General features: G+C 47.2%; 9 protein-coding genes and 1 pseudogene. All 10 read right to left on the bottom strand.

Features of this window, described 5'->3' with window-relative positions; translation table 11 throughout:
* Positions 1-9: 9 nt before the first annotated feature.
* The 10 genes and pseudogenes from AB8599_RS20415 to AB8599_RS20370 all read right to left on the bottom strand — a co-directional run bounded on the left by AB8599_RS20415 (position 10) and on the right by AB8599_RS20370 (position 19,587).
* The gene (locus AB8599_RS20415) at positions 10-963 is read right to left on the bottom strand and encodes an ABC transporter ATP-binding protein (protein WP_407333565.1); all 954 of its coding nucleotides are present in this window, start codon (positions 961-963) and stop codon (positions 10-12) included.
* The gene (locus AB8599_RS20410) at positions 963-1,940 is read right to left on the bottom strand and encodes an ABC transporter permease (RefSeq protein ID WP_407333564.1); all 978 of its coding nucleotides are present in this window, start codon (positions 1,938-1,940) and stop codon (positions 963-965) included. The genes AB8599_RS20415 and AB8599_RS20410 overlap by 1 nt, the downstream gene beginning before the upstream one ends.
* A 3-nt stretch (positions 1,941-1,943) precedes the next feature.
* Positions 1,944-2,924 (bottom strand): ABC transporter permease, encoded by a 981-nt coding sequence (locus AB8599_RS20405; protein ID WP_407333563.1) that lies wholly within the window; start codon positions 2,922-2,924, stop codon positions 1,944-1,946.
* Between the two features lie 52 nt (positions 2,925-2,976).
* Positions 2,977-4,611, bottom strand: a complete 1,635-nt coding sequence (locus tag AB8599_RS20400) for an ABC transporter substrate-binding protein (protein WP_407333562.1) — start codon at positions 4,609-4,611, stop codon at positions 2,977-2,979.
* A 417-nt stretch (positions 4,612-5,028) separates the two neighbouring features.
* Positions 5,029-7,047, bottom strand: a complete 2,019-nt coding sequence (locus AB8599_RS20395) for an alkyl/aryl-sulfatase (protein ID WP_407333561.1) — start codon at positions 7,045-7,047, stop codon at positions 5,029-5,031.
* A gap of 251 nt (positions 7,048-7,298) precedes the next feature.
* On the bottom strand, positions 7,299-8,156 hold the full coding sequence (locus AB8599_RS20390) for a delta-class carbonic anhydrase (RefSeq protein ID WP_407333560.1): 858 nt from the start codon (positions 8,154-8,156) through the stop codon (positions 7,299-7,301).
* A gap of 1,396 nt (positions 8,157-9,552) precedes the next feature.
* Complete coding sequence (locus AB8599_RS20385) at positions 9,553-10,515, bottom strand: transposase (RefSeq protein WP_407333559.1); 963 nt, start codon at positions 10,513-10,515, stop codon at positions 9,553-9,555.
* A gap of 152 nt (positions 10,516-10,667) precedes the next feature.
* Positions 10,668-10,895: pseudogene (locus AB8599_RS20380) on the bottom strand (transposase); the annotation flags it as partial.
* 114 nt (positions 10,896-11,009) lie between these two features.
* Positions 11,010-11,843 (bottom strand): hypothetical protein, encoded by an 834-nt coding sequence (locus tag AB8599_RS20375; protein ID WP_407333558.1) that lies wholly within the window; start codon positions 11,841-11,843, stop codon positions 11,010-11,012.
* Positions 11,844-12,543: 700 nt separating this feature from the next.
* Positions 12,544-19,587, bottom strand: coding sequence for a hypothetical protein (locus AB8599_RS20370; protein ID WP_407333557.1), 7,044 nt, complete (start codon positions 19,585-19,587; stop codon positions 12,544-12,546).
* Positions 19,588-19,647 lie beyond the last annotated feature (60 nt).

Raw genomic sequence — 19,647 nt, 5'->3', positions numbered from 1 at the left:
TCTGCCTCTCTAAACCAAATGACACGATACTTGGTGCGCAGGCGCGACCGTTTTCAGCATCGGTTCATGTTCGGTACACGGCGAAAAACATTTGCTACAACGTGCCTGAAAATTACACCCCTGCGGAATTTGCAGCAGGTTAACGGGATTACCTGGAATACCGTATAAACGCTCTTTCGGTCCATGAATGGTTGGAAACGAGGAGATCAATCCTTGGGTATACGGGTGCTGCGGTGCGCCAAACACAGTTTGCGCGTCACCTAGCTCAATCATATTGCCCGCGTACATCACGCCAATGCGATCAGCAATTTCACCCATCAAGCTCAGATCGTGGCTGATGAACAATATCGAAAAGCCAAACTTCGATTTCAAATCGTAAAGCTCATTTAAGATTTCACGCTCTACCACCACATCAAGTGCGGTGGTTGGTTCATCCATAATGATCAGTTTTGGTTCAAGCGCTAACGCAATCGCAATCACCACACGTTGACGCATGCCGCCGCTTAGTTGATGCGGAAACGCGGTCAAACGATCTGGATGAATACCCACGGTTTGCAGAAGCTCGGCGGCTTTTTCATACGCTTGCTTTGGCGTCACTTTCTTGTGCGCCAGCATGACGTCTGTGAGCTGCTCGCCAATCGTGATCACTGGGTTCAGGGAGTTCATGGCACTTTGAAACACCACAGAGACTTGGTTCCAACGAAAAGCTCGCAACGCTTTGTCGTTCATTTTCAACACATCTTGATCCTTGTAGAGGATTTCCCCTTCAGAGATCAGTGCTGGTGCTTTGTGAAGACGTGATATCGCGAACGCCAGCGTGCTTTTTCCGCAACCGGATTCACCCGCAATGCCGAGCGTTTCACCTTCTGCGATGGAAATACTGACGTTGTTCACGGCACGCGCCACGCCATTCGGTGACACATAATCGACGCAGAGGTTATTGATTTCGAGTAATTTTGACATCACAACCCTCTCCTCTTATCGGCGATTTTTTTCAGCTCGTGCCACAGTTTCATGTGCGGACCCGTTTTGAGCTTTGGGTTGCTCACTTGGTCTATCGACATGTTGATTAGCGCGAGTCCACCACCGGTGATGGCCAATGCCAATGCTGGCACCATCATTTCCCACCACGCGCCGGTGTACAACGCTGAGGACGTCTGCGCCCAGTAGAGCATGGAACCCCAGCTCACTTCGGTCGCGTCGCCCAGGCCTAAAATACCCAACCCTGCCTCGGAGCCCATTGCATAAATAACAGCACCCAAGAAGCCGCCAAACACAATGGAAACAAGGTTGGGCAAAATCTCGACCATAATTATCCGCAACTTGGATTCACCCATCACCTCCGCAGAGAGGATGAATTCTTTGTGACGGATTGCCATGGTCTGCGCACGAATCACTCGCGCCCCCCATGGCCAGGAGGTCAGCCCCAGTAAAAGTGTTATCACCACAGATCCCACTTGCCCCAAAAAGGCAGCGAGCACAATGAGTAAGGGGAGCTGCGGAAACACCAAGAAAACGTTTGTTATAAAATTCAAGCGCTCATCAATTTTGCCGCCAAAGTAGCCCGCAGAAACACCTACCGCGACAGCCAATGTCATGGCGATCAAACCAGCAAACAAAGAGACGGTCAGTGTTTTACGAGCGCCATAAAGCACCTGACTGTAAACATCACGTCCGCTTCGCGTGGTGCCCATCACGTATTTCGCGCTAGGTTCTTGATGCGGCCGCGCCACCCGCTTTTCCGGCGGGTATGGCGCCAAGACGTTGGCAAAAATCGCGCCCACCAGCACAACGGACAGCAAAAGCGTGCCGATAATTGCAGGGGGATTGCCGTAGAAAAAGGCGTAAATCGCGCCAAACGCACGTTTGACTCTTTTCATGCCGCCATTTGGCGATTTCATGTTTTGGCCTTGGATGCTTGTATCGACAGTTTTGTCCATCTCTTAACCCTCACTCGCAATGCGTGGATCGAGCCAAACATACAACAAGTCGGCGACAAAGTTAGCAGTCAAAACCGCTGACACAAGAATAAGCAAAATGGCCTGAATCAGAGGGTAATCACGCGCCACAATGCCTTTCAGCAAAATGTTGCCAAGCCCCTGATAGTTGAACACCACTTCGGTCATGATCGAACCTGCAAACGAGAAACCAATGGCCATAGCAATGGCGGTCGCGACCGGAAGAATGGCGTTTCGGCCTGCGTATCGGCTCATCACGCGATAGCTACTTAAGCCTTTGGCTTCGGCCATGGTCACGTAGTCTTCACCCAGTACATTGATCATGGCGTTACGCATGTTAAACACCCATGAGGCAATGCCCACCAACACCATGGAACCTACTGGCAAAATGGCGTGCTCGAGCACACTGCTAATAAATGCGAGATTAAAGCCCGGATCCAGGGACGGGTCATAGGTATACGCCAGTGGCAGTAAATCCAATTTGAGACCAAAAATGTAGAACAGAAACAGCGCGGTCACGACATACGGAAAATTACTGATAAATGCCAATACGGGCGGAACAACCTGACCAAAAAAACCGGTGCGACGGTAAGACGCATACGTGCCAATGCTCACGCCTATGATCAAAGACACAATCAACGAACCCAGGGCCAAGAACAAAGTCCACGGCAAGGCATTGGCGATCACGTCAGACACACTCACTGGGAACATCAGCACAGATGGACCAAGATCCAGCGTGAAGACACTTTTGATATACGCCAAATATTGCTCAAAGATATTGCCATCAAGGAAGCCATACATTTCGCGAACGGCGTCCATTTGCGCGGGATCCATCCGCCCTTGCGACGCAGCAAACAAGGCTTCTACCGGGTCACCCGGCATCATACGTGGCAACATAAAGTTGAACGTAATCGCAATCAAAAAGGCGGAAAAATAGAACACAAACCGCCGCAGCAAAAATGGCATCGCATTGCTCCTTTCTAAGCCCCCCCGATGCTAGCGAGGGCTCGCGGTTTGGTTACTTAAGATGCAAGTTATTCAAAATGATCACGCGCTTACCGCCGTCATACCAAACTGGCTGAACGTATGGGTTTTCTTTGGTTGGCCAACCGTCCACTTTCTTGGTGCTGTACTGGAACCACGTTGGGTTCGAAAACAGTGGGATAAACGGCATGTTTTCTGCCGTAAAGGTTTGCAGTTTATCCAATATTTCCTTTTGCTCTTCGGCAGAACCCGTCTTACCAAAGCTATCAATCAATGCATCAATTTCAGGGTCGTTCACGCCATGACCAGCATGCCAGCCTTTGCCAACACGCGACGACGAGAAATATTCCTGATAAGCAATAATCGGATTGGTGGCAACCATCGACCAGTTAATCGCAACGTCGTAATTACTCTCTTTGAGGTTCTTGTCGTATACCGCCCAATCAACAGTTTTGATGGCAGATTTGATCCCGACTTCATCGTAAAACTCAGTCACCATTTGGACCACTTGAATCCAGTCAGTCCAACCGTTGACCACTTCAATATCAAACGCCAGTGGCGAGCCATCCGCTTTTTCACGGTATCCATCGCCATCGACATCTTTCAAGCCCGCTTCATCAAGCAGTGCTTTGGCTTTCTCTTGGTTGAACTCAGTCAAATGGCTGTATTTTTTTGAGATGTCTTTGTTGATGTTGGTTTCATAAAGCTCGCCGATACCGCCAGCATTAAAGTTGGCAGTGGGGTAACCGTAAGCAGCGATATCGACAATCAGGTCACGATCAAGCGCCATGGATAACGCCTGACGCACGCGCAGGTCGCTAAAAGGCGCTTCTTTTGTATTCAAATACAAATGGATCGCGTCGTTTGCGGGGTACCAAAAATGGTTGTTGGCTTTATCACGCGCGACAAAGGTAGATTCAATATCCGCGATAAAGTTTGAACCCCAATCGATTTCGCCTTTCATCAGCGCAGGCTGAATTTGGGAGTTATCGTTGTATGAACGAAAGCTCACACAATCAAGGTAAGGACGCCCTTCAAGGTAGTAATTCGGGTTGCGGCAAAGCTCCATTTGTTGCGATTTAAGGAACTTTACTGTGGTCATTGGGCCACTGCCCACAGGCTCTGGATTAGTAAAGGTGGTGAGGTTTTCCACCCCTGACCATTTGTGCTGGGGAACAATGTGGTATTTTTCCAGGTTCCAGATGAAGGTGGAATCTGGCTCTGCCAAGGTAAACACAACCGTGTTGCCGTCTTTCGCTTCTACCGACTGCAAATTGCCACCCGACCAAATACCTTTGAGATCGAACGCTGGGAAATTTTTTGTCAGCACAAAACTGAACACCACATCGTTTGCATCCAGCGTTTCACCATCAGACCACTTCAAGCCATCACGAAGTTTTACGGTAATGGTTTTCAAATCGTCAGAATAATTGGCAGATTCTGCCAAACGGAAGTTCGTCTCTCCCGTCATGTTGTTGAACACCATTAAAGGTTCAAACATGATGCCGTGGAACACATCTTTAGACGTATAAGGGTTAAAGTTTTCAACAAAGCCGGTGGTGATGATAGGCACATTGAGCGTGCCACCCTGCTTAATATCAGACGCAGAAATGCCAGCACTTAGCAACGCACCACACACGATAGAAGCGAGTAGTTTCTTGTTTTGCATCATTCCGTCCTTTGTTTTTATCAATTATTGATCCGCCAAGCTAACGCCTTGCCACGCACTCAGCAAAAACTTAACCATGTCTTTCATTTGTATAGTGTAGCCAACCTGTAAACAGCAATAGGTCTAAACAATACCAAAAAGAAAGCGCTTTCTTTTAACATGATATTAGAAAAATGCTGAGAAGCGACAAGCTGCCATTTACCTTTTTGTAACATCGGTCACAGATATGCCGACAGGGAATTATCGGTGATATCATTAATAAGATTTATTGCATTGTTGCAGAATAGTCTGTGCTCGATATTGCAGATTTCTGACCGTCAGAAACAACGTAAGGACAAGCCAAAGGCCTTACCACGTCGCCAACGAAAAATCCCCCAGCCGAGGCTGAGGGATTTTTGTGACGCTCTGTTAGGGTTTTTATTTGTTTGGCATGGGTAGAATTTCAAACATACCGTCAAACTCGTCCAACGTCCCTGCCAATGATTGTATTAGACTTGCGTCTCCTTTCAGTGTCGCCTTACCCTCTTTCACCAGTGCGTCTAGTGTTGTTTTACCCAAGACGATTTGCGTGAAGTCGTTCTTGCTCACTGACAATGCAACATCGGTTTGCGGTAGCTGCTCTACTTGGATATTCGCCATGTTCGCATTGGAGACTTCGCCATAGTAATGTTCTTCTAGCTCAGGGTGCGAGACCGCGAAACGGAAGTCCAAATTAGCGAGTTCGGCTTTTTCAGCGTTAAGCTTCACCGCAACAAAATCAAGGAACATACCTGTTGGTGTATTTGCAATCACGTCTGCCGATGCAATTTTCACTGACGGCTGAATCTCACCAGTACGCAGTTCTACCGCGCCCTGCAAATAAGAGTTACGCCATGCCATGGTTTCCGACTGGTAGCCTTGCTGTTCAAAGCTGTCTGCCAATGCAAAGCGATAATCAATGTTGCTTGGGTCGCATTGAACCAAATCATTGAACAGTTGCGAGGCTTCTTGGTATTGACCGTTGGTAAAGTGCACTTGGCCTGCCTTGTAAAGCGTGTCCGCACCCGCAGCTTCTACGTACACACACGATTTATCGGTGGTCTGCAGTGGATTAGTATTCACCGGGTTCATGTCGTGATAACCAAGATACAGGTTGACCACTGCTCTTGCGTTGTGGCTGTAAGAACCGTGATACCCGTTGGTATGCCAGGTGTCTTTTTGTGCTTGCGGCACAATTTTTTCAATCTCACGACCCACATCGTGAACAGTGACACCGTGGTTAGCTAAACGCATAGATTGGTTATGAATGAAGCCATAGTTGTCTCTTTGCAGTGCCATGTATTCTGAGATTTCATTCACTTTTGTGTCAGCATCGTTCCACACCGGTGCAGAGTGCGCAGCATGAATGTTGTCTACCAGTCCGCTATCCACAAAGCGTAGCTTGAGTTCAGTGAGATATTTGGTCCACACCAGTGCATCACGCACTTTCGCGCCACGGAACGTATAGATATTGTGCATTCCGTCATAAGTCAGCTCAGCAGTATTCAATGATCGATATTCCGGCACATAAAGCACGATTTCTGCGGGTGCTTCTGCGCCAGGCATGTTAATCGCGTGGAATGTTAGCCCATCAATGGTGATTTCTTTTTCACGCGGTTGGATCTCTTGCGTCGGCGCTACCAAGGTGACTTCACCACGCGATGTCCCCAAGCCCAGTGCGTTATCGACAATACCTTGCGGGTTGTTATCTAACGTTGTGCCGTATTGGTAGTTTGCACGACGCCCCATGGCGGTGCCTGCAATCACGTTTTCATCAGCAAGCTCTTTAATGAAATCTTTCGGCGCGTAAATCTGCGCGTCTTTTACCATGTCACCAGATTCCAGAATGCCGCGTGAACCCCCAAAGTGATCCGCATGCATGTGCGAATAGATCATGCCGGTGATTTTGTGTTCACCTTTAATTTTCGGCAGATGCAGCTTGGCAAATTCCCATGAAGCGGCCGCCGCTTCGCGTGATAACAATGGATCGTGAATCACATAACCATTGTCGGTGCGGTAAATAGTCATGTTGGACAAGTCGGCACCGCGAATTTGATACACGCCATCGGTCACTTCATACAGACCACCTGCGGTGTAATTGAGCATACCTTGACGCCAGATTGACGGATTCACTGTGTCAGGCAATTGATCCACATTCATGGTGTCCATGTAGTCAAATCGTTGCTTCAACTCGCCGGCTTGGTGGCTGCCGAATTCTGCAATCAATCCACGCTGAGTGCGCTCAAACGCTGAGGTATCTTGCCAAGGCAGTTGCTTTGCCAGTTCTGCATTGGCTTGCTTTGTTTGTTCGGTAGCCGGTTTTCCTTTGTACGTTTCTAAACTGGCGTAATCCGCTGATGCGCTGAAGGAAACCATTAATGCGAGCGCAAGGGTAGAAGGTGCAAAACGCGTATTCATAGACTGTCTCTCTCTTGTATGTTTTTTGCTATGAACACAATGTAAAACACCAACCCATCAGGAAAAATGCATGAATCTTTATTTAACACATCATGATTTGTTATGTGTTGAACTAGGGTGTCTTCCCAGTATCTTCAGTATTTCAAACTCGCACTACGACCTAGATGTGGAAAAGTGATAAGCAGTGTGTACGGAGATAGGCAGGCAAAAGGGCGCAAATATGCGCCCTTTCGTCATTTCTATTGCTATTGCTATTGCTGGATTTCAGAAAGCAGATCTTTATTCACAACAAGGTTTCTGACGCCATGAGCATGATCTTCATCAAAATCGTTGCCCTCACACCATGCACCAACGGTCGCAATATTTACTTTGGCAACCTTAGGGCGAACACTCCAGGTCACTTGGAATGGTGAGCCTTCTTCATTATATCCAGGGCCCGTCGTTGAGCCTGCGTATTGAATAGGTTTACCTGTGTTGTTTGGCATGTTGATCGCCTGATGCACGCCGTCTTTCTTCTCGTGCTCATTCAGTTTTTCAAAATCCAACGCAGTATTGTCATTTACCACCACGTAAACTTGCGTTTCTACGCGGAGTTGTGGATTTTTGTTGGCGTCATTAAAACATGAACCCAAGGTTGGACCTGGTTTAACTTGTGCAGTGGTATGAACGTAATGCACTTCGATCGTATCACCCGCCTTCACGTCGCCACGCTTGCTTGGGCAGATTTCACCCTTCACAGGCGCAAGCTCAGCTGCACTCAGCTTACCGGCATATTGGAAGCCGCTTTGGTAACCATGGCCGTCACCATTGCCTGCATACTTCGTGAATTCTCCCCCTTTGTGCTCCGCATTTTTATGGAAGTGGATATTACACAGATTCATCTGTGTGTATTCCGGCGCTGGGTTAAACGACAACGTGTTGCGACCTTCATGCGAATCGATGTCTCTTGGAGACTGAGGACCGAATCCTTCACCAGCCGTATTTTCTGCCAGCTCACTACGCTGTTCTGCAATCGCTTCATCAGACACGCTCCCATCGCCGCTTTTTGCCACCACACCAAAAGGCGCGATGCTAGCCAATACGATGATACAAAGTTTGCGTTTTTTCACAGGTTCACTCCCTTGTTTGTTCAAATCAGAGGTTCGACTCATAAGAAGCTTTTAGGCTTTTCACGCCAATCCACATTCGCTGTGAGTGCGAATGCCAAAAAGGCTAACAGAAGTTAAATCAGATCTTTACCCTCCAACCATTCATATGCCACACATACGAACCCAGTTCTCAAAAGTGAATGACACTGTGTATGGGAATAACATCGAATTAACGAATCAAGGAGGAAATGAGAGGGGCGAGAGCTTTTGTCATTGAAATCAAAATGGCGAGTAATTGAATGAGACGAGAAGCATATCGTTCAACCACTTCATCTTCATCTTCATCTTCATCTTCAAACCGCGTTTATGAGCCAAGAAACACAAGATGCTGAAACTGACAACACGATGATTTTCTTAGGGTGTCTGTCCCCTTTAATTGAAGTAATTGAAGCGCGTTTATGAGCCAATAAACGCAAGACGCTAAAACTGACAACACTATGATTTTCTTAGAGTGTCTGTCCCAGCAATTGCATCCCAGCAATTGCAAACCTTTCTCTAAAAGTGCCTGTCCCTGTTTTTCACCAACGTTTCCAGATTTAATCAGATTTGATGCGAAATCTAGCGGCCTCAGTCGCTTGAGTATCTCTCTGACAAAACGGTCTTTATAACAACAGTCTATCGACAAGTGAGTTGTTGTTCTTCTTTAATGATGACATTCCTTTTAGATAATTCAGTTGTACACAATTACCCCAACCATAAGTAGACAAAAGCATGTAGCCCAAGTAATTATTAAAAAACGAGAAACAGGGAATAACCACCTTATTTTTTCAGGGTATTTCTGGATAACTGATGACCTAAAAATATAGCTTATTGTTAGATATGGCGATACAGGCATGTAAAAAAAATATAGATTACCGTACCCCTCCTTATCATACTTCTTCATTAAAAAACCCATATAAAAAGAAAAAGCAACAGACATAGGAAAGGTTGTCATCATCAATATCAGAACAAAAAATAGAGCCAACTTCACAATATCCACAAACTAAGCCCTGATAAAAAGCAAAACATAACCTGAATTAGCAATGGATGCTAGGCAAACGTTCGTTATTTCGCTGCCTAGCATTGAAATTCAATAAAAATCAATCAAAGTACTTACGAATACTGTTGAAAGTATCTTCGCCTGCCTCATATATGTCCGTAACAAAATCAATAGCAAATACAGGGACACACACCCTAAGAATAGTTAAAAATACGAGCCCAAGCACTGGCTAATTCGGTGGTTGGAATCTCAGAAGTGAGCATTATTTAACGATTGTTGGTATTGCAGTCGACAGCTGATTGAATATGACGTTTTTCGTCATACAGAAGTCTCAAGCCGTTAGCTGATAAGTGGACGTGTTTAAGAAAGGCAGAAGAATTAACGGTCTGGCAGACGAAGGCCAGAAAGCCGTTTACGATGCAAGTCAGGTAACGCCGCTTTCAGTGACGATTCTGTGCCAATCATGCTGCCTCGCTCTATACATGTGCAGGTGCTCAACCAGTTTTCACTGTCAAAGCCCAGCCGTTCAAGCAATGATGGCTGCGTGTTGTCTATATTCCCTCTTTTATCATCTCGGATTTGTCTGCCTGTCCAATCAACAAGCGCGAGGTAATCCATCAACCGAAAGGGGATGCCATCAGGCATGTCTTGTCGCGGGTTTCCTGCGAACGGGAATAAGTGGGCAGCGGTAATTTCTGCTTTCTTTAGCGATTCAATACGCGCCTTGATGGACGTGTGCTCTGAGGTTTCTGGTGTTTCCGCCATGGCGGCTCTTATTGGATTCAAATCCACGTACGCCATGGCAGCGGCTAAGGCTTTTTCATCCAATAACGCTTGGCTTTTGAATCGCCCTTCCCAGAAATGGCCTGTACATTTGTCTTCGCGGTTGGCCTCTGAGGCAATGTGCTGGTTGAGTAACCGCATTAACCAACTGATTGAGATAAGACGCTCTCGCCAAATTTCTATGATTTCGCTGCATCGCTCTGTTTCTGTATCGGAGAGTTTATCTCCCTGCATGAAGCGCTGAACAAGTGCGGGGCCTTGATGAAACGCCAGCCACCGCTCAACGATTTGGTGCGGTGACAGTCTTTTGACCTTTTCCGTATTGATATGTAATACCACGTGGTAGTGATTGCTCATAATCGCGTAAGCACAAATATCGATACAAAATGCCTTTGCCAGCGCTAACAGACGTTTTTCAATCCATTCTCTGCGGTGCTCATAGCTTTGCTGGGATTTGTCATCATAACCACAAAGAAACGAGCGTCGCACACAGCGCGAAACGCAGTGATAGTAAGGCGTGGCGTCAACACTGATAAGAGATGAGCGGGCTTTTGTCATTGGAAATTTAAATGGCTAACAATTGAACAATGCAGTGAGCATATCGCTCAATCACTTGCCATTCATCTTCAAAGCGCGTTTATGAGCCAAGAAACGCAAGACGCCGAAACTGACAACACTATGATTTTCTTAGGGTGTCTGTCCCAGCAATTCTCTGAGGTTTCTGGTGTTTCCGCCATGGCGGCTCTCACTGGATTCAAATCCACGTACGCCATGGCAGCGGCTAAGGCTTTTTCATCCAATAACGCTTGGCTTTTGAATCGCCCTTCCCAGAAATGGCCTGTACATTTGTCTTCGCGGTTGGCCTCTGAGGCGATGTGCTGGTTGAGTAAGCGCATAAACCAACTGATTGAGATAAGACGCTCTCGCCAAACTTCTAGGCGTCTGTCCCATCAATTGATTGTCACGATAAAAATCTTCTGGAGTGAATGCCACATAAAACCACTACAACTAAAAAAGCGCCTTTAAGGCGCTTTCGTCACAGTGAGCAGCTGTCAAATCGGCTCACCATTAATGGAAGCACCGGTTATTTGTCGAACAGATCGATAAGTTTCACCATCATCCCACTCCCTAAATCGAGTAGACATCAAGGTTATTCCATTTCCCTCGCCTACATAAGACACATAGGTCGTCTCTGATGTAAAGTCAGGTGTCGTAGTGACTGTTTTCTCTTCGAACTTACAGGTTTGATAAACGGTCCCATTAAGAGTAATTGATTCCTTACCTATAAATTTCATCGCAACATCCACAGTGGTGTCACTTTGTCCTACACCATCGATGAAATATCTTGTCGTGATGCTATCCAAGCTAATTTCGTTGCCTTCATCGACGTCATAACTCATTTTCCATCCTGATGGCAAGTATTGCTCCTCATAGGTTCTACTTCCAATTTCTTGTTTATATCCAAAGTGTGTTTGTGATCTCTCGTCATCATCATATTGCGTGTATTCGAAAAAACCATTTTCTTCTTGAGACGTAAAATTACCATCGCCGTCAAAATAACGATAAAGTGATAACGACTGAATAACACCGTCATTACCAGAATAAGAAACGATACTCTCATTTATTATATGATAACCATAATAACGCCATTCCGCGTCATCTAAGCTCTTTTCTTCTTCAGAGGGTAGCGTGCTGACTGATCGAATAGCATAATCATAAGTCACTGTGGTGCCCACTTGACCACGTTGAGGGTTATAACACGATGAGGCGTTTGAAAGTGACGCGCCTTCCGCGCCCGATCCTCCGGTATCGCTACTTCCGCCGCCGCCACAAGCCGAGATAACGAGACCAAGCGCTATCGCACTTCCTTGCTTTATGAACTTCATTCCTTTTCCTTATTGTTACAGCCAACTTCTCCTCAAAATTACAATGAAAATGCTTTACACACCTGTCTCTATTTTAACAAAAAAATAAAATAGCTTATATCACCATAATGCATACGTAAAACAGTCACAACATGGATAATATTTATCCTGAGATAATTAAAGATTACTATATGTAAATATCCACGCATAATGTTATTAATCAACATAAATACCGTCGACGGATTCGGCCTTTCAACTTACACATACTACACCGTCGATAAAAACCTTCACCTCAGCTTTCACATTGACCTAAAAACCAATCAAACCATGACTTAAGGAAAACACAGCCCCCATCACAATAGTTAAAAATACGAACCCAAGCACTGGCTAATTCGCTGGTTGAAATCACAGAAGTGAGCATTATTTAACGATTGTTGGTATTTCAGTCGACAGCTGATTGAATATGACGTTTTTCGTCATACATAAGTCTCAGGCCGTTAGCTGATAAGTGGACGTGTTTAAGAAAGGCAAAAGAATTAACGGTCTGGCAGACGAAGACCAGAAAGCCGTTTTCGATGTAAGCTAAGTAACGCCTCTTTCCATTTTTAGGGTGTGTGTCTACGTTATTTACCTTATTCCTCCGCTCCAACTATTTCTTTCGATGGGAAATAAAAAAGGAGCCCAAAGTGGGCTCCTTTTAATAGAGAATGAAAAACGATTGTTACTGAGTGGTAAACTCAAACTCTGCGAATTTAATATCACCAGTGTCTGCAACATCACCTTTAAGGATAATACCAATCACTTTCATATCAGAATGGCTAGGCGTTGGTACAGTGACTTTCAACCAACCGTTACCCAAATCTTCTGTCACAACCTGATCACCATTGATGTTGCCAGCTGGATTCTGGCTACTCACCAAATACGTCATCGTTCCACTGCTACCGCTTTGAAACTCAATCTTCGTCTCATAAAAGTCGCTTTGCTGCACTTTATAAGAGAAGTGAGTATATGAAGCAATGTTGACACCCGCAGTGTTAGTGGTCTCCATCACTGCTGTCGCCCATTGAACGGTCGCCGATTGACCTTCACCCGTCCAGTTGCTCGCTGGCGAACTGGTAATGGTATCTGAGTAAGGTGCATCATCGCTGTTTGCAGTAAGTACGACACCGCTACCCCATTGATCACCAACAAACTGAAGACCAATTGTATCTTGCGCACCATCAAACGTGACGAAGGTGTTTGCGTCGCCAGGTTCACCGCCTCCGGTTCCACCGTCACCGCCATCAGTACCACTATCAGCACCAGTAGGAGAAACAGTCACATTATCGACGAGATACTCAGAACCATGACCAGTATCCCATGCTGGGAATACCATAATCAGGTCAATCGCTGTCAGGTCTAGTCCGGAGTTAGATAGGTCACTCAAGTTAAACGTGTAGTTTTTCCATACATTTAACTCTGGGACAGTACCTAGGCTCAACTCTGCAAACTCGCTACCACCATTCGATTCAACTTTGATGAACCATTCTGTTGCAGGTGAATTCCCTGCCGCTAGCAATTTGATATCGAAAGAGATAACCCCATCTACCATCCATGCATTCACGTCAATTGGGCTTGGGTTTGAAGCCACACCTTCACGGGAGCTGAAACCATTCACTCTGCTGCTCGGTACTTGGAAGCGAGTCGCTGCGCCGTACTCAGCATCAGTATCGATAACAACAGGTGGCGTGTTCTCTGCGTCTGCAGAATCCCACGCAACCCACTGTGGGTTCACCGCATCGTTGAAGATAATAATTGGCGTAGTACCAGTGCTACCGCCGTCAGTGCCACCATCGGTGCCGCCGTCAGTACCACCGTCTGTGCCGCCGTCAGTACCACCATCTGTGCCGCCGTCAGTACCACCATCGGTGCCTCCGTCAGTGCCGCCGTCAGTGCCACCATCGGTGCCGCCGTCAGTGCCACCATCGGTGCCGCCGTCAGTTCCACCATCGGTGCCTCCGTCAGTGCCACCATTCGAGCCAACTGCATTGAAGGAGATGTTGTCGAAGTGCATCACTGTGTCTGCATTGCGTGAAGTATCTGCATCAACGAAATCAGGGAACACGACTACGCCAGTAACAGGACCATCATAAAGGTCTGCGACAGACGAGAAGTCAAACGTCAGCTCTTCCCACTGGTTAACAAGCGTGTTGTTAGCAAGAAGCTCTTGCGCGTAACCACTCGCCGTTTCCAATTTGAAGCGTACGGTGCTGATTTTGTCTTTGTAGACCATCATACGAACAACGCTGTTGGTCGCATCAAGGGTGAACGGTTGCACGTCGCGAGTAATCGCGCCAGCCCATGGCGCACCATTGGTGCGAGCAATAAGCTTGGCTGCAGTAGCCGAGACATTTGCTCCAGAGGTATCTGGGTTAGCAACAAGTTCCACTGCTGGGTTGTCATCGTTTTCAAACACTTCCCACGTTACCACGTTGGTTTCGAAGTCGATGCTATCAATACCGCTGTCACTGCCACCATCTGTGCCACCGTCAGTGCCACCATCGGTACCACCGTCAGTGCCAGCAGCATTGAAAGTGATGTTGTCGAAGTGCATCACTGCATCTGCGTCACGTGAGGTATCTGCATCAACAAAATCAGGGAAAATAACAACGCCAGTAACAGGACCATCATACAGGTCTGCGACAGACGAGAAGTCAAACGTCAGCTCTTCCCACTGGTTAACAAGCGTGTTGTTGGCAAGAAGCTCTTGCGCGTAACCACTCGCCGTTTCCAATTTGAAGCGTACGGTGCTGATTTTGTCTTTGTAGACCATCATACGAACAACGCTGTTGGTCGCATCAAGGGTGAACGGTTCCACGTCGCGAGTAATCGCGCCAGCCCATGGCGCACCATTGGTGCGAGCAATGAGCTTGGCTGCAGTAGCCGAGACATTTGCTCCAGAGGTATCTGGGTTAGCAACAAGTTCCACTGCTGGGTTGTCATCGTTTTCGAACACTTCCCACGTTACCACGTTGGTTTCGAAGTCGATGCTATCAATACCGTTACCAGTACCACCGTCAGTGCCAGCAGCATTGAAAGTGATGTTGTCGAAGTGCATCACTGCATCTGCGTCACGTGAGGTATCTGCATCAACAAAATCAGGGAAAATAACAACGCCAGTAACAGGACCATCATACAGGTCTGCGACAGACGAGAAGTCAAACGTCAGCTCTTCCCACTGGTTAACAAGCGTGTTGTTGGCAAGAAGCTCTTGCGCGTAACCACTCGCCGTTTCCAATTTGAAGCGTACGGTGCTGATTTTGTCTTTGTAGACCATCATACGAACAACGCTGTTGGTCGCATCAAGGGTGAACGGTTGCACGTCGCGAGTAATCGCGCCAGCCCATGGCGCACCATTGGTGCGAGCAATAAGCTTGGCTGCAGTAGCCGAGACATTTGCTCCAGAGGTATCTGGGTTAGCAACAAGTTCCACTGCTGGGTTGTCATCGTTCTCGAACACTTCCCACGTTACCGTGTTCGCTTCGAAGTCAATGATATCGCTCGCTGTGATTGTTACTCCGTTATTACCACCATCGGTGCCGCCGTCAGTACCACCATCGGTGCCGCCGTCAGTACCACCATCGGTGCCGCCGTCAGTACCACTATCAGTGCCGCCGTCAGTGCCACCATCGGTGCCGCCGTCAGTGCCACCATCAGTGCCGCCGTCGGTGCCGCCGTCGGTGCCGCCGTCAGTACCACCATCAGTGCCGCCGTCATTATCAGCGTTTACAAACGCAACATCTGCAATTTGGAAGCTACCGTTTTCAGTCAGGACGACCGCAAAGGTAGTGAGATCGGTGTAGTCTGGCAATGGTACTTCCATTTGAACCCAGCCATCAGTCAGCGCTGTTCCATTTGAAAGCAAGTAATCCTCTGCCACTTCACCATCGGTTACACCTTGGATTGAGATGCGAACCTGAGCAAGGTCAGTCAGAAGCTTGAAGCGTGCATGTGTGTACGATGTAACGTCGATTGGGTTCAGCGTGCTTGACCACGCCAATGCTCCCCAGCCATCAGTGACTGTCAATTCCAGTACAGGGTTGTACAAGTCACTCGTAGCATCACCAAGGCCTGCATTGTTCCAGACTTGAACATCATCGAAAACAAGGTTGGTTTCTTGGCCTGTGTACAGGATGTAGCCAATTTCTGGCACAGAACCACCGTTGCCTTTGTTCACATACGCAACATCCGCAATTTCCAATGTGCCGTTTTGGCCCAATACCATCGCAAAGGTTGTCATGTCTGTGAATGCAGGCAATGGCACTTCCATTTGTACCCAGCCGTCAGTCAGATCAGTACCCTGTGACAGAGAGTAGTCATTCGCGACCTCGTCCTGTGACAGACTCTGAATAGACAATCGAACGACGCTTGCATCTGTACGTACTTTGAACTGCGCGTGTGTGTAAGACGAGATGTCGATTGGGTTTGAGTTGTTAACCCAAGCGACTGCGCCCCAGCCGCCAGTCACGTTTAGTTTTAGTACTGGATCATACAGGTTGTTATCAACTTCACTCAGACCCGCATCGTTCCACACTTGAATATCTTCAAAAACAATGTTTGTCTCTTGACCGGTATACAGTACGTAGCCCGTTTCAGGAGCTTCAGTACCGCCATTGCTGTCATTATTCACAAAAGCAATATCGGCGATTTGAAGTGTTCCGTTGACAACAAGAGTTAAGGCAAATGTTTTCATATCAACATATGAAGGCACTGGCACACTCATTTGTACCCAGCCGTTATCAAGCGATGTGCCTGATGACAGTGGGTATTGGTTCGCTGTTGTTTCATCTGCCTGGTTGATAAAGGTGACATCTACATTCGCAGAAGATGTTTTTACTTTGAACTCGGCATGTGTATATGGAGTAAGGTCTACTTTTGTTGTGTTAAACAACCAAGCAGCAGAACCCCAACCACCCGTTACCGTCAGTTCCTGAACAGGGGTATAAGCGCTGTCACTTCCGGCACCAATAGAAGCACCCGTTCCGTCTTGAGACCATACTTGAATATCGTCGAAGCCATGAACAGTGTCTTTACCGGTATACATGACGTATCCAGCACCAGAGGTGTCAGTACCCGTTTCGTACGGAATGGCGTGAATCGCATCAATGACGTTTTGCTCAACACCACCATTTGACTTAACGATCTGATTACCACCACGAGTGATCCCTTCGAATGCGCCAGCATCTACGAGATCCCAGATGGCATATTTCGCATTACCATCAATGTCGATCAGACCAAAGTGCTTCTCAGGATCTTCTGTATTTTCAGGTCCACCTTTCCATGGTTCATCAAATGCCTGGAAGAAGAATACAGATGCGCCGTAGTCAATCGCCCACTGGCTCATTGCGTCATAGTATTTCTTCTGCTTGTACTCATCAGAAGCGCCTGTTCCACCAGCGCCGAAGCCAGTATTTGACTGCGTTGACCAACCTGTTTCGCCAATGTGAATCTGCTTAGTACTGTCAATAGCCATGATGCTATCTTTAACGGCATCGATCTGAGTCAGCGCTTTGTTGAACGCGCGCACCATTGCTTTGTCAGCTTGTTCTTGACGAGTCAGAGATTGCTCTGATTCAGGCACTGGCCAGAAATCACCATCGTGGAACGTGTCGTGGAATGGGTAAACATGAACGGACACATAGTCAACCGCTTGAATCAACGCTTTGATGTCTGCTTCATGTGCTTGATAGTAACCATTGTTGATAGCCCAAACCGCCCAGTTTTCAGAACTGGTGATCCAAATGTCTTCATCGATTGTGCCTTCAGCTTTAAGTGCTTGAAGCTCATTAACACGTTTTAGGATGATACTAGGATCAACACGGTAACTGGTTGCCCACTCAACCATCGCTTCATTACCAACGGCAATAACTTTGATGATGTCTGGGTAGTCTTGAGCCAACTCCACCGCTTTGGCCATTTCCGCATCGTTCTCAGGGCTTTCCTGAGAATGATCAATAGCCTGATCAGAGAATGCATTCAGTGCAGAAATCCAAACACCAAGCATCACATTCATTTCGAAGCTTGCGTCTTCTTCTTTCAATTCGCTGATTGCGATAAGCAGATTTTCAGTATCGGAGAAACCTTGCGTATTGTACGTACGCAACATCCGAATGCCTGAAGCGTGCATAATTCTCAGGTCTTCTTTTAGCTCAGCAACACTTGGTACATTGGCTTCAGTCCGTGTCGTTGTGCGGAATGCGCCGTAAGAAATTGCAGTCAGTTCAGCAGTACCAAGCACCGGCTCTCCTGAAGCAACACCACCTGTCACAGTTGAAACTGGGAAGTTACCCGTTGCGGTTGGTTGCGGTTCGATTTCTGGTGCCACTGAGTAATCAGTATTGCTACCGCCATCGGTGCCGCCGTCAGTGCCACCATCGGTGCCGCCGTCTGTGCCGCCATCGGTGCCGTTATCAATTAAATCTGCGCCAATCGAATCATCTTTTGACTTACTAAAGAAAGCATTTCTAACCTCAATCACACCACCATCAGCTGTGGTAGACGAGTTAAAGAAAAGGGGAGATGTAACATCAGAAAGATCTATTGTTTTGTCGCCGATCAGTTCAGATACAGGTATCTGTATAGTTTGCCAATCCGAAGTCAATGAACGGCCGCCAGGTCCAAACACCACTGAGTTGTTAGTTTGAGGACGCGTGCTGCTATCAAATACACCAGTTTGAAAACCAATGTTGATGTCAGTTGTCGTTGTGCCTTTGATTTCGAAGTTCATGAAGCCGTCTTCAAAACCCACTAGGGATACTGCACCTGATTGAGCCAACGAAAGTCCAGCCCCCCAACCCCATTCTTTCGCCGTACCAGCCGTAGGAGGCGTCGTCAGCTCAAGTGATTGGAGCTCAGAGTTATTGCCAAGAAAAGAAGTCTCTTCCCAACCATTTGCCTGAAGCCCGTATTGCAACGAACCATCGCTGTAAAGTGTCACTGTTGAGTCAGGGTTCACCTCAGCTTCAGTTTGACCCACGCCGATATCTTCACCAACATTCGTGTTTGTAGAAGTACTAAAATAGACCGAGCGCAATTCAACTACCGCATCGCTACCCTCAGTACGAACAAACAAAGGCATTGAAACGTCGCCCAGATCCATTACCGTCTGGCCCATCAACTCGCTCATTGGTATACGAATAGTTTTCCATTCATTGCCAATAGTGCGGTCAGACCCCGATCTGGACGAAATTAGACTGTTTGCACTTTTTGTATCGGACTGCAGCGTAACCGATGCGATTTTCACCGGGCGCTGATTCAGTTCATTGCCTTCGAAAGAAGTGCCTTTACCAGTTTGAAAACCGATAACGACTGGCTGAGTAGTCGTGCCTTTGATATCGAAGTTTAAGTAACCGCTATTGTAACCAATGAGATTAGCCGAGCCCGCTTTTTGGCCATTGCGGCCAATCACACCAGCCCCCCAGCCCCATTCAGCTTCTTGGAAAGGGTTTGATGTGGTAGGTCCTTCTACAAATAGTGACTGTGTTTCACCATTTGCCGCCATAAAAGCAGTACCCACAAAGCTACCCGTGCTTTCTGATGCCGCTTCATTCTCAAACCCAATTCCCTCAAGCCCTTGGTTGAGAACACCCTGATAATAAACGGTATAAACATCATTGCCCGTTGGAGTACCCGCAGGTGGATTGCCACCTGGCGATTCGTCACCCCCACCACAACCGCTTAGCGCGACTGAAGCCACAAGTAGCGCTTTTGCAAATAAATTCTTCATCATGTCGTCCGTATTTTGTCCTACATCTAGTCAGCGACAGGTCAGTCACTACCGCTGGTC

The organism is Enterovibrio litoreus, assembly GCF_045679545.1.
In the GTDB taxonomy this organism is placed as follows: Bacteria; Pseudomonadota; Gammaproteobacteria; order Enterobacterales; family Vibrionaceae; genus Enterovibrio.
This window is presented reverse-complemented; position numbering and strand designations above follow the sequence as displayed.

Coding starts and splice junctions, on each gene's coding strand:
- AB8599_RS20370 (WP_407333557.1), bottom strand. CDS start 19,587: ATGAAGAATTTATTTGCAAAAGCGCTACTTGTGGCTTCAGTCGCGCTA.
- AB8599_RS20405 (WP_407333563.1), bottom strand. CDS start 2,924: ATGCCATTTTTGCTGCGGCGGTTTGTGTTCTATTTTTCCGCCTTTTTG.
- AB8599_RS20410 (WP_407333564.1), bottom strand. CDS start 1,940: ATGGACAAAACTGTCGATACAAGCATCCAAGGCCAAAACATGAAATCG.
- AB8599_RS20400 (WP_407333562.1), bottom strand. CDS start 4,611: ATGCAAAACAAGAAACTACTCGCTTCTATCGTGTGTGGTGCGTTGCTA.
- AB8599_RS20385 (WP_407333559.1), bottom strand. CDS start 10,515: ATGACAAAAGCCCGCTCATCTCTTATCAGTGTTGACGCCACGCCTTAC.
- AB8599_RS20395 (WP_407333561.1), bottom strand. CDS start 7,047: ATGAATACGCGTTTTGCACCTTCTACCCTTGCGCTCGCATTAATGGTT.
- AB8599_RS20375 (WP_407333558.1), bottom strand. CDS start 11,843: ATGAAGTTCATAAAGCAAGGAAGTGCGATAGCGCTTGGTCTCGTTATC.
- AB8599_RS20415 (WP_407333565.1), bottom strand. CDS start 963: ATGTCAAAATTACTCGAAATCAATAACCTCTGCGTCGATTATGTGTCA.